Annotated in this window: 14 protein-coding genes; 6 read left to right on the top strand and 8 right to left on the bottom strand. The window is 73.3% G+C overall.

The window, feature by feature from the left end; genetic code table 11:
• The 4 genes from ACFC02_RS37230 to ACFC02_RS37215 form a co-directional block, all read right to left on the bottom strand.
• The coding region (locus ACFC02_RS37230; protein WP_376366725.1) for an LLM class flavin-dependent oxidoreductase at positions 1-1,007 on the bottom strand (1,007 nt) is incomplete at its 3' end.
• Between the two features lie 111 nt (positions 1,008-1,118).
• Positions 1,119-1,880 carry an amino acid ABC transporter ATP-binding protein gene (locus ACFC02_RS37225; RefSeq protein WP_376366724.1) on the bottom strand — a complete coding sequence of 254 codons (762 nt, stop codon included), beginning with the start codon at positions 1,878-1,880 and terminating at the stop codon, positions 1,119-1,121.
• 72 nt (positions 1,881-1,952) lie between these two features.
• Positions 1,953-3,836 (bottom strand): FAD/NAD(P)-binding protein, encoded by a 1,884-nt coding sequence (locus ACFC02_RS37220; protein WP_376366723.1) that lies wholly within the window; start codon positions 3,834-3,836, stop codon positions 1,953-1,955.
• Positions 3,833-4,699 carry an amino acid ABC transporter permease gene (locus ACFC02_RS37215; protein WP_376366722.1) on the bottom strand — a complete coding sequence of 289 codons (867 nt, stop codon included), beginning with the start codon at positions 4,697-4,699 and terminating at the stop codon, positions 3,833-3,835. The genes ACFC02_RS37220 and ACFC02_RS37215 overlap by 4 nt, the downstream gene beginning before the upstream one ends.
• 486 nt (positions 4,700-5,185) lie before the next feature.
• On the opposite strand from ACFC02_RS37215, the gene ACFC02_RS37210 reads away from it, so the two are divergent.
• On the top strand, positions 5,186-6,145 hold the full coding sequence (locus ACFC02_RS37210) for an ABC transporter substrate-binding protein (RefSeq protein WP_376366721.1): 960 nt from the start codon (positions 5,186-5,188) through the stop codon (positions 6,143-6,145).
• Positions 6,146-6,188: 43 nt separating this feature from the next.
• Here ACFC02_RS37210 and ACFC02_RS37205 read toward each other — a convergent pair whose 3' ends face one another.
• Entirely contained in the window at positions 6,189-7,439 is a 1,251-nt protein-coding gene (locus tag ACFC02_RS37205; RefSeq protein WP_376366720.1) for a DUF5685 family protein, read from the bottom strand.
• A 289-nt stretch (positions 7,440-7,728) separates the two neighbouring features.
• Here ACFC02_RS37205 and ACFC02_RS37200 point away from each other — a divergent pair, with 289 nt between their 5' ends.
• Positions 7,729-8,166, top strand: a complete 438-nt coding sequence (locus tag ACFC02_RS37200; protein WP_360965934.1) for a cell division protein SepF — start codon at positions 7,729-7,731, stop codon at positions 8,164-8,166.
• Positions 8,167-8,223: 57 nt separating this feature from the next.
• On the opposite strand, the gene ACFC02_RS37195 is transcribed toward ACFC02_RS37200, so the two are convergent.
• The gene (locus tag ACFC02_RS37195) at positions 8,224-9,423 is read right to left on the bottom strand and encodes an acyl-CoA dehydrogenase family protein (RefSeq protein WP_376366719.1); all 1,200 of its coding nucleotides are present in this window, start codon (positions 9,421-9,423) and stop codon (positions 8,224-8,226) included.
• A gap of 84 nt (positions 9,424-9,507) precedes the next feature.
• Positions 9,508-11,109 (bottom strand): MFS transporter, encoded by a 1,602-nt coding sequence (locus tag ACFC02_RS37190; protein ID WP_376366718.1) that lies wholly within the window; start codon positions 11,107-11,109, stop codon positions 9,508-9,510.
• Between the two features lie 275 nt (positions 11,110-11,384).
• On the opposite strand from ACFC02_RS37190, the gene ACFC02_RS37185 reads away from it, so the two are divergent.
• Positions 11,385-12,560, top strand: coding sequence for a hypothetical protein (locus ACFC02_RS37185; protein ID WP_376366717.1), 1,176 nt, complete (start codon positions 11,385-11,387; stop codon positions 12,558-12,560).
• A 226-nt stretch (positions 12,561-12,786) separates the two neighbouring features.
• A complete protein-coding gene (locus ACFC02_RS37180) occupies positions 12,787-13,809 on the top strand; it encodes a phosphatase PAP2 family protein (RefSeq protein WP_376366716.1) in 1,023 nt (340 codons plus the stop codon).
• A 30-nt stretch (positions 13,810-13,839) separates the two neighbouring features.
• Here ACFC02_RS37180 and ACFC02_RS37175 read toward each other — a convergent pair whose 3' ends face one another.
• On the bottom strand, positions 13,840-14,055 hold the full coding sequence (locus tag ACFC02_RS37175; RefSeq protein ID WP_360965948.1) for an I78 family peptidase inhibitor: 216 nt from the start codon (positions 14,053-14,055) through the stop codon (positions 13,840-13,842).
• A gap of 633 nt (positions 14,056-14,688) precedes the next feature.
• Between ACFC02_RS37175 and ACFC02_RS37170 the strand changes: the two genes are divergently transcribed.
• Both ACFC02_RS37170 and ACFC02_RS37165 read left to right on the top strand, forming a co-directional pair.
• Complete coding sequence (locus tag ACFC02_RS37170) at positions 14,689-15,528, top strand: hypothetical protein (RefSeq protein ID WP_376366715.1); 840 nt, start codon at positions 14,689-14,691, stop codon at positions 15,526-15,528.
• A gap of 37 nt (positions 15,529-15,565) precedes the next feature.
• Positions 15,566-15,943 (top strand): hypothetical protein, encoded by a 378-nt coding sequence (locus ACFC02_RS37165; RefSeq protein ID WP_376366714.1) that lies wholly within the window; start codon positions 15,566-15,568, stop codon positions 15,941-15,943.
• Positions 15,944-16,023 lie beyond the last annotated feature (80 nt).

Below are 16,023 nucleotides of genomic sequence, written 5' to 3'. Positions count from 1 at the left end.
GTACGGCGGTCGACGGGCCGGGCCAGTCCCAGGTGCTCGCGCAGGGTGCCACCTGGATAGAACGTGCGGAACAGTCCTCGGTGCTGAAGCAGCGTCACGGTGCCGTTGACCAGCCGCTCCAGGTCCCGGCGCGGGTCGGAGGGCACGAGGTGGAAGCCGTCGACGGCGCCCTCGCGGTGCCAGGCGGCGATCAGTTCGGCGAGATCGACGGGGCCGCCCCGGTACAGCGGGCCCCGCGCGGTCCGGCGCAGGCCTCCCCCGCCGCCGGGTTCCCGGCCGTGCTCGGAGCGGGGGAATTCCCATCCCCTTTCCGCCGCGTACTCGCCGTCGCGCAGGTCGATGGCGAGGTCGGCCAGGACGCGCAGGGCACCGGGGTCACGGCCGGACCGGGCGGCCTCGTCACGGAGCCGGTCCCGAACGGCCGCCGCCTGTACCGGATGCGTCGCGCTCACCAGCACCACGTCCGCGTGGCGTGCCGCCGTACCGCACGCGTGGCCGCCGGTGGCGTCGGCCACGCGGACGAGGGGCCCTTGCGGGGACCACGGCGCGACCGGGGCACCCCGTCCGACACCGTCCCGCCCAGCACCGGCCCCCTCCCTACCGGCCCCCTCCGTACCGGCCCCCTCCGTGCCGTCCGGCTCCGTGCCGCCCCGCGGTCGCGCCGCCTCGGCGGCGGCCGGGCCGGCCGGCGCCCCGAGCCGCCACCCGGCCCGTCCGTGGCTGACCCGGTCGAGGGCCGCCACGGCCGCCCGGACGGCGCCCGGTTCGGTGTGCGCGGCCGGGACGGTGGGGACCAGTCCGACGCGGTGCGTGGCGGGTGCCACCTGGGACAGGACCGCGAGCGCGGCCGGGCCGGGGCGCGCGGGGCCGTCGTCCAGCGTCACGAAGTCGAGGCCCCCGCTCTCGGCGAGCCGCGCCGACTCCACGTAGGACGCGGCGTCGTACGCCGACGGCCGGTCCAGTGCGGCGGCCAGGTGCAGCAGCCTCCGGCCGGGCGGAGCGGTCATCTCGGGGGTTCCCTTCTGTGACGGTCCGGGCGGGGCGAGGTGGGTGACGGTCCGGACGGGGCGAGATCGGTGACGGGCCGGGGAGGGGGCGCCGTGCCGACGGTGCGCGGGTCACAGGACCTTGGAGAGGAACGCCCGGGTCCGTTCGTGCCGCGGCCGGTCGAGCACCTCACCGGGCGGCCCCTGCTCGACGATCCGCCCGGCGTCCATGAACACCACCGTGTCGGCGACCTCCCGCGCGAAGCCGATCTCGTGAGTGACGACGATCATGGTCGTGCCCTGCCGGGCCAGGTCCTTGATGACGTCGAGGACTTCGCCGACCAGTTCCGGGTCGAGCGCGGAGGTCGGCTCGTCGAAGAGCAGCAGCCGGGGCTCCAGGGCCAGCGCGCGGGCGATCGCGACACGCTGCTGCTGGCCGCCGGAGAGCCGGGCGGGGTAGTCGTCGGCCTTGTCGGCGAGCCCCACCCGCTCCAGCAGCAGCCGCGCCGACTCCAGGGCCTTGGCGCGGGGGCGCTTCAGCGCGGCGACGGGCGCCTCGACGATGTTCTCCAGGACGGTCAGGTGCGGGAAGAGGTGGAAGTTCTGGAAGACGAAGCCGATCCGGGTGCGCTGTCTGAGGACTTCACGCTCGGGCAGCTCGTGCAGCCGGTCGCCCGAGCGGCGGTAGCCGACGAGGGCGCCGTCCACGCTGATCGCGCCCCGGTCCACCTTCTCCAGGTGGTTGATGGTGCGCAGCAGCGTCGACTTGCCCGAGCCGGAGGGGCCGAGGACCACGGTGACCTGACCGGTGTTCACTTCGAGGTCGATGCCTTTGAGGACCTCCAGCGAACCGAAGCTCTTGTGGACGGACCTGATGTCGACCATGACGCTCATCGTGGGGTTCCTTCGATGCCGGGGGGACGGACGGGAAGAGGATGCTCGGGGGGCGGTGGCCGACGGCCGGACTCACCCGACGACGTGCGGGGCCGACGCGGGAGCCGCTGCGGAACCCGCCCCGGGCACCGCCGCGGGACCCGGCCGGGGGCCCGGCGCGCGCAGGAAGGTCAGAACCGCGCGGGCGGTGGCGTCGTTCTGCCGGAACGCGGGGCCGCCCGTGCGCGGCCGGGTGAAGGCGCCGGGCGTACGGCCGTCGGTGAACGGGCCGAGCGCGAAGCGCCGGGGGTGCGGGCGGCCGGCCCGGTCCAGGATCCGGCCGTCGGCGCGGTCGACCCGGAGCAGGCCGTCCGGGGTCTCGGCGGCCCCCTCGGCGTACAGGGCGCGCAGCAGCGGGTCGCGGGTGCGCCGCACGGTGGGCTCGGGCAGCCGCGCCTCGACCAGCGCCCGTGCCTCGACCACGGCGCCGGGCACGGTCTCGCTCGACGCCCGGAACACACCGTCCTCGGCGGTGACGCGCATGTCGGCGCCGACGAACCTGAGGACGCCCGCGCGGGACAGGGCGAGCATCTGCCGCAGCCGGGGCCCTGGTGGTCCGGAGGCGAGGGAGCTGAAGAAGCCGTGCCACCAGGGCCCGATGTCGCCGAGCCGGGTCAACTGGCCGTAGACGGAGAGCAGTCCGAGGAAGAGACCGAGGTCGGCACTGTGGGCGGGGTCGTGCCGCCGGCGCAGGTCGGCCTCGATGCGGCCGCGCAGCGCCGCCTGGAAGTCGTCGGGCGTGTCGTACCGTACGCCGTGCAGCGGCCGGTCGAGGGCGGCGAGGTCGAGCCGGTCGGCGGGGTCGGGCACGGCGGCGGCGACCAGGTCCCGGCGCTCGTCGGGTCCCCCGTCCGCATACGCCTCCTCGAAGCGCGCCCAGACCATGGCGGTGCGCTCGGGGTGGGCGGTGAACAGCCGGTGGTAGTGGGCGAATCCGAGTTCCTTCTCGACCAGCGGCCACAGGCCGCCGCCTCCCCCGCCGCCTTCTCCGCCGCCGCTCCCGGGTGGGACGCTCCCCCATCCACGGAAGCCGGCCCCGTCCACACCGTCCGGACCGCCCGTGGCCGGCAACGCGCCGATCGCGTCCGCACCGAGGAACCGGGGCAGCGGCGGGCGTTCGCCGGTGAGGTCGTAGCCGATCTTCGAGTGGTACGGGACCCCGCGCCGCGAACCGACGTACAGCACGGGCTCCCGCCCCGACGGCACGTAGGTGTCCTGCTCGTGGCGACCGCCGCGGCCCTCGGTGAGCAGCACCATCAGGTCGACGAAGGCGAGACCGAAGCCGCGCACGACGACCGGGTCGCCCGCTCGCAGGGCGGACAGGTCGCTGTCGGCGGTGAAGTCCGGCGGCAGGTGGACCAGGCCGTGGTCGCGGGCGTAGGCGGCCAGCCGGGCCTGTTCGTCGTCGGGTTCGGCGTCCAGGTGGCCGAGGGCGAGCACCACCAGGTCGGCGAGCAGGGGGCGCGGGCGGCCCTCCAGCCACACCTGCTGGCGGCCCTCGCGCGGCCCGCCGACCCGGAGCGCGCGCCGCCGGTGGTGGTGGACGGTGACGCCCGCGGGCAGCGCGGCCACCGCCTCGTCGTACACCCAGCGCAGGTAGGAGCCCTGGACGCGGCGGTCGGTGAAGGTGCGGCCGGGCAGGCCCGCCCACTGGTGCAGGGTGGGGCCCTCGCGCACCGGTCCCGCCATGTCGACGGTGTCGTCGGTGAACATGGTGACGTCCTCGGCGTGCGAGTTCATCCACAGCAGCGGTGACTGCGCGGCGCGCCAGATGCGGCCGGGGCCGGGCGGCCAGGGGTCGACGAGGTGGATGTCGAGGCCGTCACCGGCGTACAGCTCAAGGGCGTTGGCGGCGATGCGTTCGAGCAGGCCGGTCCCCCGCGGGCCGGCCCCGACGACGACGAGCGAGGACCTCATCGGGTGCGCTCCGTGCCGCGCGCGTAGTGCTTCTCCACGTAGTGCTGGCCGACGCTCAGCACCGAGGTGACGGCGGTGTACCAGAGGGTGGCGACCATCAGCAGCGGGATGACCTGGTACGTCTGGTGGTAGATCAGCTGGGCGGAGTACAGCAGGTCCTGGACGGCGATGACGCTGACGATGGAGGTGCCCTTGAGGGTGCCGATCAGCATGTTGCCGGCCGGGGGCACGATGGAGCGCATTGCCTGCGGGAGGACGATCCGCCGCCAGCGCCGCCACTGGCTCAGGCCGAGCGCCTGGGCGGCCTCGATCTGACCGCGGTCGACGGAGAGGATGCCGCCGCGCACCACCTCGGCGGCGTACGCGGCCTCGTGCAGGGTGAGGCCGACGATCGCGACGGTGACCGGTCCGAGGAGGTCGACCGTCTTCACGCCGAGGATGTGCGGGTACAGCGCTCCGATGTTGAACCAGAGCAGCAGCTGCACGAGGATCGGTATCGAGCGGAACAGCCAGACGTAGCCGCGGCTCACGGCGCGCAGCACCGGGTTGGCGGAGAGCCGGAAGACGGCGAGCAGGGTGCCGAGGGCGAAGCCGAGCGCCATGACGACGGCGGTCAGCCACAGGGTGAGCCAGAGTCCGCGCAGGACCGAGTCGGAGGTGAAGTAGTCGGCGACGACGCCCCATTGGAACGCCTTGTTGCGCACGACCGAGGTCAGCGCGAGGCCGAGCAGGGCGAGGACGACGACGGCGGCGGCCCACTGGCCGGGCCGGCGGCGCGGCACGATGCGCAGGACGTCGGCCGGTTCGGGGGTGCCGGGGCTGCCGGGAGCGGCGGGGGCCTGGGCGAGGGTGTGGGAAGACATGCGAAGACTCCGTGACGTAGGTCGAACACGGGTGGTGCCTTCACACGGGAGCGCCGGGGGCGCTGGGCGGCCGAGCCCCTCAGCAGGGCCGTTCCCATGAGAGTACGGGCGGGTTTCCCTCCGTTGTCAAGGGCGTCCAGCATGTGAGCCGGACGTCTCAACGTGGTTGACGGGAATCCGGATGCCTGTTCCACTTGGCCCATGCATCCGCAGCAGTGGCTGGTCACGCGCTCCCACATCGACTTCGGTCGAGTGTGGTCCTGTTCTTGTTGAGCTGAGCCGACCCCCTGCGCGCCCCGGCGTCCCCGGGCGCCTTCGGTGTTCTCGCCTTCCTTCACCTTCCTTCGCCTTCTCTCCGCTTCCTCGCCCGCGCCTTCCGCGCCTCCCACTCCTTTCGCGCCTTCCGCGTCCTTCTCCTCGCCTTCACACGCGCACCCCTCCCCTCGCGCCGCCTGACACCCTTTTCCTTCCAGGAGACCGCACACCATGCGTACGCCCTCGCGCGCCCGTAAACGGCATTTCGTCCCCTTTGCCCTGATCAGTTCCGCGGCCCTGCTGCTCACCGCGTGCGGCTCCGGCACGGGCGGCGCCGGATCCGGGGGCTCCGTCGCGGGCGCAGCCGGGGCCGCCGCCGAGATCCCGACCGCGGACGTCGTCTCCGGGGTCCGCGAGGATGCGGCCGCCGCCCGCCTGCTGCCGTCCGGTGTACGGAGCCTGACCATCGCGTACGCCGTCGGCGGCACCCCGCCCGGCACGTCCTACCTGGGCGACGGCAAGACGCTCGCCGGCCAGGACGTCGACTTCGCGAACGCGGTCGCCCGGGTCCTCGGTATCCGGCTGAAGACGCAGCAGGCCGGGTTCGAGGCGATCCTGCCCGCCCTCGACAGCGGCAAGTACGACCTCGGTGCGGGCAACTTCGGCGTGACCGAGGAACGGCGCCGGACCATCGACTTCGTCACCTACATCAACGACGGCCAGGGCTTCGCCACCCGCGAGGACAGCGGGCTGGGGAAGGTCACCGACCTCGTCCAGCTGTGCGGACTGAACGTCGCCACCGGCGCGGGGACCACCTTCGAGGCCACCCTGGAGCAGAACGCGCACCGGTGCGCGGACGCGGGCAAGAAGGCGTACAAGGTGCAGACCTACAGCGAGTCCGGCGCGCTGTGGTCCTCCTTGCAGCAGGGCCGCAGCGACGTGGTGATGTCCACGATCAACGGCCTGCGGTACGCGGTCGCCCAGCAGCCGGGCCTGAAGTTCCTCGACGAGTTCCACCGCCTCGACGTCGGCTTCGCCTTCAAGAAGGGCACGAAGCTGGCGCCGGCCTTCCAGGCAGCGGTCAACCGGCTGATCTCCGACGGGACGTACGCGAAGATCCTCGACAAGTGGGGCACGACGGCGTCCGCCATCAGGACGTCCCGGATCTCACCACCGGAACTGAAGTCCTGACGCACCGGCAGCGGCCGTCACGGAGGCCGCCGCCACCGGCGTCCTAGCAGTCGCAGCCGCAGTCGCAGCCGTCGCAACTGCAGCAGTTCCCGCAGCAGTCGCAACAGTCACCGCAGCCGTCGCACCCGGAGCAGTCGCAGTCGCGGCACCAGCCCTCGCGCCGCTGCCGCGACCACGGGCTCTCGAACTCGGCGGCGCAGCACAGTCGGCAGGTGCAGCACAGGCCGACGGCGACCGCGCACCCGGTGAAGAAGCCCCGCTTGCCGGGGCGCGGCGGTTCGCCGCCGAAAGGGCTGCCGCCGCCGGGGTGCGGGTGGCCCGGGTCGTGCGGGGCCTGCGGCTGCTGCGGGGCGTACGGCCCCTGCGGCGGACCGAAAGCCCCGTCCGGCGCGTGGCCGCAGGACCCGGTGCCGAAGGCGCGGTCCACGGACCGCGGGAGTTCGTGGACGAGCAGCAGGTGCGCGAGCCGTCCGTTGGCGAACTCGGCCTCGCGCAGGGCGAGCCGGATGCCGTGCACCGCGTCGTCGGCGAGCCGGCGGGCCTCGGTGAGCGGGGTGCCGGTCGCGGTCAGCGGGTTCCAGGCGCCCGACGCGGCGTCGGCCTCACGGTCCTCCACGGCGTCCAGGAGGTGGGCGAGCCGTCCGAAGAGGCGGCCCGCCTCGGCGAGGGGTTCGGCGTTGCCCGGCCGACCGGCGAGCACCGCGGTGTGCGCGAAGGCCGCGGCGGTCGCGGTCTCGGTCGGTTCGGTGACGGTCAGGACCGGTGTCCCGGGTCCGGCCAGCGACTCGATGCCGACCTGCCGGTCCACCGCGTCGACGAGGACGGCGGTGTCGAAGCCGACGTCGGCACCGGTGCGGGCGCCCGCGCGCCCCCAGCTGCCGGCGACCTTGCGCGCGGCGAGCGCCACCGGCCTGCGGGCCAGCAGTCCGTCACCGTCGGCGACGTGATCGCGCACCTTGGCCGAGGCGAGCACCAGCGAGACGGCCGCCGCGAGCCGTGCGCCCTCTCCCTGCGCGACGGAGGCGGTGCGCATCCCGCGCAGCGGGCACGGTCCGGCGGTACGCCGCCACGCCCTCGCCCTGCCGCCCTTGCCGGCGTCCACGGCCTGGTGGCCCGGCCCGGCCTGAGCCTCCGTCAGGACCGATATGAGCAGCCCGTCGTAGTTCGTCACGACCCGGGCGAACTGACCGTGATCGCCGCGCAGGGCCAGGCACAGGCCGCACAAGTGGGCCATCCACTGGGCCTTGAGGTGCTCACCGAGCCGGTGACTGCAGGGTCTGACGATTCCGAACACGACGATCCCCCGTGGTGTCTGCGACGTTGAGCTGCCGCATCGTACCGACCGCCCCTGTTCACCCGTACGCATCACCGCTCACCCGAGTGCCGTCGACCATCATATTTCACTCACGGTCAGCATCGGTGTAGGGCATGACCCTTGGGGCACAAGGCCCTCGACGGATCCGCTGTGCACCAGTACCGTCACAAACCCCCCGTGCGGCGTCTATCCACTTGGCGCGCTGTCAGCATCATGGATGACCATAGGGATGCGAGAAGCAGAAAGACCGCTGTGAGAGGAGGCGTCCATGGGATCGGTACGCAAGGCGAGTGCGTGGCTCGGCCTCGTCGACGACAACGAAGACGAGCGCTACTACGACGACGACTACTCCGAGGGAACCGAGTCCGGGGACGCCTGGGTCACCGACCCGCGGGTGAAGGTCGCCGCGGACACGGCCGAGGACAAGGGCCGCCGGATCGGCACGGTGACGCCGGACAGCTTCCGGGACGCCCGCGCCATCGGCGAGCTGTTCCGTGAGGGCGTGCCCGTCATCGTCAACCTCACGGCGATGGAGGCGGGTGACGCCAAGCGTGTGGTCGACTTCGCGGCCGGGCTCGTCTTCGGTCTGCGCGGTTCCATCGACCGGGTGTCCACGCGGGTGTTCCTGCTCTCCCCCGCCGACACGGAGATCGTCAGCGGGGACCCGGGGGCGCACCGGTCGGACGGCTTCTTCAACCAGAGCTGAGGCAGGGCCGCACGCCGGTCCTGCCCCCGCCCGGGCCTCGTACCAGGGCCCTCCGGCTCACCGGAAGGCGTCGATCCCGGTGAGCGCCTTGCCCAGCACGAGCTGGTGCATCTCGACGGTGCCCTCGTAGGTGAGCACCGATTCGAGGTTGGTCGCGTGCCGCATCACGGGGTATTCGAGGGAGATCCCGTTGGCGCCGAGGATCGTGCGCGCCGTGCGGCAGATCTCGATCGCCTCCCGCACGTTGTTGAGCTTGCCGAAGCTGACCTGCTCGGGGCGCAGGCGGCCGGCGTCCATGCGCCGCCCCAGGTGGTGGGCGAGCAGGATCCCCTTGTGCAGTTCGACCGCCATGTCGGCGAGCTTGGCCTGGGTGAGCTGGAAGCCGCCGATGGGCCTGCCGAACTGCTCGCGCGAGCGCGCGTAGTCCACGGCCGCCGCGAAGCAGGAGCGGGCCGCGCCCATGGCGCCCCAGACGATGCCGTAGCGGGCGTGGGACAGACAGCTGAGCGGGCCGCGCAGCCCGGTGACCTCCGGGAGTACGGCGTCGGCGGGCAGCCGTACGTCGTCGAGGACGAGTTCGCTGGTGACGGAGGCCCGCAGCGACCACTTGTGCTTGATCTCGGGGGCGGAGAAGCCCGGGGCGTCGGTGGGGACGACGAAGCCGCGGATGCCGTCATCGGTCTGCGCCCAGACCACGGCGACGGCGGCGACGGACCCGTTGGTGATCCACATCTTGCGCCCGTTCAGCACCCAGTCCCCGCCGTCGCGCTTGGCGTGGGTGCGCATCGAGGCGGGGTCGGAGCCGTGGTCGGGTTCGGTGAGCCCGAAGCAGCCGATCGCCTCGCCCGCCGCCATGCGGGGCAGCCACTGCTGCTTCTGCTCCTCGCTGCCGAAGCGGTGGATCGCGTACATGGCGAGGGAGCCCTGCACGCTGACGAGGGAGCGGATGCCCGAGTCCGCCGCCTCCAGTTCCAGGCAGGCGAGGCCGTACTGGACGGCGGTGGCGCCGGCGCACCCGTAGCCGGTCAGGGACATGCCGAGCGCGCCGAGGCCGCCCAGCTCGCGTGCGATTTCCCGCACGGCGGGCAGTTCGCCGCTCTCGTACCACTCGGCGATGTGCGGCAGCACGCGGTCGGCGGCCCAGTCGCGCACGGTGGCGCGGACGGCGAGGTCCTCGGGGTCCAGCAGGTCGTCGATCCCGAGGGGGTCGGCGGGGTCGAACGGGGGCAGTGGCGGTTTCGGTGACGACGCCGGCATGGGCACCTCCGACTAGTTAAACTAGCAGCGCTAGTTACACGGCTCCGGCCCGACGTTACGACGCGCCGGGGTCCGCGTCCAGCGTCACGCGGAGACGCGGGACCGCTCGACCTCGCGCTGCGCGGGCAGCTCCACCGCCGCCTCGTCGCACTGCATCACGCGTGGCAGCCGCAGCGCCGCCGCCGCGCCCAGCAGCAGCAGTCCCGCGCTCACCAGCAGCGTCACGTGCAGCCCGTGCACGAAGGAGTCCCGGGCCGCCCGCCGCAGGGCCGCCCCGGCCGGGCCGCCGAGGCGGCCGGCGACCTCGTAGGCCTCCCCCAGCGAGTGCGACGCCCGCCGCGAGGCCCCCGCCGGAACGCCGGGCACCCGGGCGACGCCGGGCGCGTACGCCGCGTTCATCACGGTCCCGAGCAGGGCGATGCCGATACCGGCCCCCAGTTGGTAAGAGGTCTCGCCGATCGCCGCGGCCCCGCCCGCCCGGTCCGCCGGCGCCTCGCTCAGCATCGACTCGTACGCGCCGAAGAGCGTCGTCTCCAGGCCCAGACCGAGCAGCACGAACCCGCACAGCAGCAGCCCGGCCTCGTCCTTGCCGCCCATCGCGGTCAGCAGCACCACGGCCACCGCCGTCACGCAGAAGCCCGTGCACACCATGCGCCGCGGCCCGAACCGCCGCAGGACGCGTGCGCCCACGAGTCCGGCCGCCATCGCGGCGAAGGTCAGCGGCAGCAGCCGCAGTCCGGTGCTCAGCGGCGACAGCCCGAGCACCAGTTGCAGGTACTGGGCCGCGATCAGCTCCAGGCCGACCAGTGCCAGCATCGCCAGCACGATGCAGCCCACGGCCGTGCTGAAGGCGGGCCGCGCGAACATCCCGAGGTCCACCAGCGGATGCGTCCGGCGCCGCTGCCGCCGTACGAAGGTCACCAGGAGAACCACGCCCAGCACCAGCGGTCCCAGCGTCAACACGCTGAGCGGCGCTTCACCGCCGCCGAGCCGCTTCACGCCGAGCACGGTGCCGAACAGGCCCGCCGCCGCGAGCAGCGCCCCGATCACGTCCCAGGGCCCTTCGCGCCCGCCCGTCGACTCGGGCAGCAGCAGCCGCCCCACCGGAAGGCTGACCAGCATCAGCGGGATGTTGACGAGGAAGACCGACCCCCACCAGAAGTGTTCGAGGAGGAAGCCGCCCAGCAGCGGCCCGACCGCGGCGCCCACCGCCGCGACCGCGCTCCAGACACCGATGGCCAGCGCGCGCTCGCGCCGGTCGGGGAAGACCTGCCGCAGGATCGACAGCGTGGCCGGCATGATCATCGCGCCGCCGACGCCGAGCAGCGCGCGGGCGAGGATCAGGGTCTGGGGGTGGTGGGCGAAGGCCGCGACGGCGGAGGCGACGCCGAAGAGGGCGTAGCCGAGCAGCAGGATCCGTCTGCGGCCCACGCGGTCGCCCAGCGTGCCGAAGAGGATCAGCAGCGAGGCGCAGACGAGGGGATAGACGTCGACGATCCAGAGCAGTTCGATGGCCCCGGGCCTGAGGTCCTCGGTGACGGCGGGCACCGCGACGTGCAGGACGGTGGCGTCCACCGCGACCAGCAGCAGGCTGACGCAGAGCACGACCAGGACGACCCAGCGGCCCGCACCGTCCCCGGCCGCCCGGCGGCGCTGCCCGAGGGCCGCCGCGGTCGTACCGGACATGCCGGACATGTACGTACCTCCCAGATGAACCCTCGCCTCGGCGGGCCCGCGGAGTGGGGACGTTCCGCGAGGGGGCCTGGGCCGGGAAGGAGCGGTGGTCCCCGGCCCGCGCAGCGAAGTGCGAGTGACACGGCAGCCTACGCGAGTCCCCCGCCCGGGAGCGTGGCCCATCTCTCACACTCCGGACGGAACCCGTGTGGCGTACACCACTCCCCCGTCCGGCCGGACCGCCCCACCGGTCCGGCCGGTCCGCCGCACAGTCGATAATCGAGCCCGTGACCGATCTTGCGACGCGCGTGGTGGCAGCCCGCCGGACAGCCTGGCGCCGGGCCGCCCCGGCCCTGTGCGGGTACGCCGCCGTGCGCGCCCTGGGCCTGGTGCTCCTGGCCGTCTGGAGCGCCGCGCGCGGCAAGAGCGCGTACACCCTGCTGACCGCCCGCTGGGACTCCCTCTGGTACGCCAGGGTCGCCGGGGGCGGCTACGGCTACGAGGTGCGCCTGCCGAACGGGGACGTCCACGCGGACCTGGCCTTCTTCCCGCTGCTGCCCTGGCTGGAGCGGCTGGGGGCCGCGGTGGGCCCGCTGTCGTACGCCGACGCCGGGTTCGCCGTCAGCCTGCTCGCCTCACTCGCGGCGGCCTGGGGGATCTTCGCGGTGACCGACCACGTGTACGGCCGCCGCGCGGGGACCTGCGCGGTGCTGTTGTGGGCGGTGCTGCCGGTCGGGATCGTGCAGTCGATGGCGTACAGCGAGTCACTGTTCACGGCGCTCGCCGCCTGGTCGCTGTACTGCGTGCTGACCGGCCGCTGGGTCGGTGCGGGGGCGCTGGCGCTGCTGGCCGGGCTGACCCGGCCGGTCGGGCTCGCCGTGGCCGCCGCCGTGTGGACGGCGGCCGTCGCCTCTCTCGTCCGCGAGCGCCGCGCGGCAACCCCCACCGCCCTGCCCGCCGCCGGTCCCTGCCGCCGCCTGCTCGGCATGCTGCTCGCCCCGCTCGGCGCCGCCGGCTACGTCCTGTGGGTCGGCCACCGCACCGGCGGCGGCCCCTTCGGCTACCTCGACGTCCAGGCGGGCTGGCGCAACGGCTTCGACGGCGGGTACGCCTTCGCGCGCTTCGTCGGCGACAAGTTCACCTCGTTCCCCTCGGCCCTGGCCGGGCTGGGGCTGGTCATCGGGGTGGCCCTGGTGATCCGGCTCTACGTCACCGGCGTACGGCAGGGGCAGCCGCCCGCGCTGCTGGTGTACTCGGGGGTCGTCACCGCGCTCGCCCTGTGCGCGTCGAGCTACTTCGGCTCCAAGCCGCGCCTGCTGCTGCCCGCCTTCCCGCTGCTGCTGCCGCTCGCCCTGGCGCTCGCCCGGCTACGTGCCTCCCGGGCGGCCTGGGTGACGGGCGGGATCGCGCTGGCCTCCGCCGTCTACGGGGCGTTCTGGCTGAACGGCTCAGGACCGCCGTGACGTGCCGTGTACGAACGGTGAATTCCACCGGAGCGTTCCGTCAACGCATTCATAAAGACACGATAAGAGCTTCCGGAATGATCAAAGGAAATGCATGCCGGTGAGCGCTCCCATTGGTGAAATCCAGGGAAATCAGGCCCGGTTGAGAGCTTTCCCACATCACATCGTCATCACAAACCACGAGATTCGTCAGGGAACTGCGCTCACTCGCTGTAACGTCGATTAGGTGCGTACCGAAGGAACCCTCACCCGCCTGGACCGGGTGTTCGCCAGGCTGGACCGTGAGCCACAGCGGCCGGCGCACATCGACATGCCGAGAATGAGCAGGCACCGGGTCGTGCTGTTCTCGGCGACCCTGGCCTTCTACCTGGCGATCGTCTGGGCCGTGGTGACCACCTCCTGGCTGGTCCGGCTGGACTGGCAGGTCATGTTCTTCCGGCCGTACCAGCAGTGGCCGCAGATCCACGCGTTCCTCGACTACTACGTGGTCCTCGGCCAGCGCGGCCCCACCGCAGTGATGGTCGCCTCCTGGCTGGGCTGGCGCTCCTGGCGGCAGCACACGCTGCGCCCGCTGCTCACCCTCGGCGCCTCGCTGCTGCTGCTGAACATCACGGTAGGCGCCGCGAAATACGGCATGGGGCGGCTCGGACCGCACTACGCGACCGTCATCGGCTCCAACGAGATGGGTCTCGGCGGCGATATATTTCCCAGCGGCCACACCGCCAACGCCGTGGTGACCTGGGGCATCCTGGCCTACCTGGCCTCTACCCCGACCGCGCGCCGCTGGCTGTCGGCGCTGTCGGCGGTCACCTCGCTCGGGGTCGGCCTCACCACCGTCTACCTGGGGACGCACTGGCTCAGCGACGTGGTCCTCGGCTGGGCCGCGGGCCTGCTGATCCTGCTCGCACTGCCGTGGTGCGAGCCGCTGATCGCCCGGACCGAGAGCGCGATCTTCGACCTGCGCGACCGCTGGCGCGCCCGCCGCGGCCTCCCCCTCCCGGTGCCCGCCCCGGCCCTGCCCGTCGGCGCGCCCGTGGTGCACAAGCCGCGCACGCCCGCACCGCAGGAGGCCCCGGCGACCCGCGGGGCGGCGGCCGGCCGCTCGGCCCGCACGCCCGCCCACCTCGTCCCCGGCCCGCACGCACCCCGCGGCGAACGCGCCCCGGTCCCCCCGGCAGGCAACCGCAGGCCGCAGCACCCCGACCGGGCCCCGCGCGACACCACCCCGGCGCCCGCGGCCCGCTCCTGAGCACGCCGCGCCGGGACGCATGAGGCGCTCTCAGCCCTTCCAGGCGCGGGCCACCCGCCCGTCCCTGACCTCGAAGTTGAGTCGTCCGACCCGGTACTCCATGGTGATGATCGCGCCCGGCGGCAGCGAGCGCACCGTCGACCAGCCCCGCTCACGCGCGAACCGCTCGGCCTGAGCGGCCTCCAGGCCGACGTACCGTTCCGGACTGTCCTGGGGCTCCGCGGGCGGAGTGGGGATCGGTGCCATGGCTCCACGCTAGGCGGCGAACCCCGGGCGGGGAAGTCCGTCAGGGCCCCACTGATCACATATGCGTTCTGTAGTCACGGCAGCTCATACGCTCCCCCGCTGTCCCTCCTGTCACGTTTACATCACAAGATCACCACGGTCGGACTCCTCGAACTCCGTCACCCGCGCGAGCGGTTCCGCCCCCCTTCCACGGGCAATCGAACGCAATTCCCGTACGTCACGAAGACGCCGGGGAAATACCCGGAGGAAAGCACCGCGAGAAACGCGGGGCCGGTGCCGCCACGCGTTCGGCCGGACATTCCACCGTCATTCGCCACCGCTCGGAGAACCGGATCCGCACAGGAAATGCACTGCTCCTGGACAGCCCCCGGTCCCGCCCGGCCCGCGCGCGAGGCGCCCGGGACCGCCGTCCGGCCCCCTCCCCAAGATCCACCGCACGCCGAGCAGTTGACAGTGCGTGACAGCCCATTGACGCCAAGTGATCGCGCACGGGGAGAGGTTCGATTCCGTGTCCCGCAGGGCGTGACTCCCCCGCGGATCGTCCGTTGTCTTCTTCATGAGCCGGGGGCCCTCCCGGTTCATGGGCCGGGAGCCACCCGGCCCCGCCACGCACCGCATCCCGAGGAGCCACCCGTGCCGCGCATGCTCGACGTCAGCGACGCCGTACGCGCCGAGATCGGCGACGAAGAAGCCGACCGGCTGCTCGCCGGAGAGAACGCCCCGGGCAGTTACGACTGCACGTCCTGCCGTACCCCCGGCGACTCCGCGCAGGAGCGCACCAGCACCGTTCTGTTCGTCGGCGACGAGACCGCCGTCCTCGCCTTCGCCCACTCCACCTGCCTGCCCTCCCAGGTCGTCCAGGTCACCGAGGAGCAGCTGCGGGGCGCGGTCCGCTCCATCAACGCGGACACGGGCGGCCAGGCCGCCGCCGGGGTGCCCGCGCAGGGCACGCAGCAGCAGACCGCACCGGAGCAGGCCGCCCCCCGGCAGGCGGCGCAGGAGCAGGCCGTGCTCGGCGTGACCAGCGGCCTCGTACTGGTCGCCGGGGAGCTGCACCCGGCGCTGGTCGTCGAGCCCACCGCGCCCATCGTGCGCCCGGGCACGACCGGTCCCGGCGACGACTTCCTGACGCTGCTCACCGAGCAGGGCTACGCGCCCATGACCGACCTCGACTCCGTGCCGCCGGTGCTGCACGGGTGGTCGGTGCTGCTCGCCATGGGGCAGCTGCACGCCGTCCTCCAGCCGGGCGCCGAGGGCGGCGGGCCGGCGGCCTGGTGGCAGGCGCACCAGCCGCTCCAGGTCACCGAGGGCTGGCGGGCCGCGGCCAACAAGCACCAGCAGGTGCTGATGTTCGCTGCGCCGGTCGGGTCCATCGGCCGCCAGCCCCGCGAGGACCTGCTGCGCAACGCCCTGGACAAGGCGGCGGCGCAGGGCAGGCTGGTCGCGGCGACGCTGCCGCTCGCCGGGACCTGAGCCGCATCTCTTCCGGTTCGGGGTCGTTTGGACATACGTGCACGCATATGACGTTCCTCGCCGCCAGTCCTACCAGCCGATCCGGTCCGCGCGGGCGGCCCAGGATCCTATGGGCCCCTCGGCCACGCCGATCTACGACGCGCTCTACGCCGAGTACGTCAAGTCCTACCGGACGCTGCCGGGCGACCGGAGCGGCGAGGAGGACCTGGGCTTCGTCGCGTTCGGGAGCCTCCAGCACCGCACGGGCTCGAACGCGTACATCGCCTACGGCGCGGGGGCCTACAGCACCCGGCACGGCACCGGCCAGCAGCAGACGCAGTGGCAGCGCGTCGGGACGCTGGGGCGGCAGGAGAGCGGCACCGGGATGCAGCACGTCCCGGCGGCGCTGCCGCCCGCCCCGCGGCGCGGTGCGTGAGGCACCACCGCACCGGCGTACGGACACGCGCAAGGGCGGCCCCCCGATATCGGGGGGCCGCCCTTGCGCCGTCGTAACGG

It is taken from the genome of Streptomyces sp. NPDC056160, assembly GCF_042268205.1.
Lineage (GTDB): Bacteria > Actinomycetota > Actinomycetes > Streptomycetales > Streptomycetaceae > Streptomyces.
This window is presented reverse-complemented; position numbering and strand designations above follow the sequence as displayed.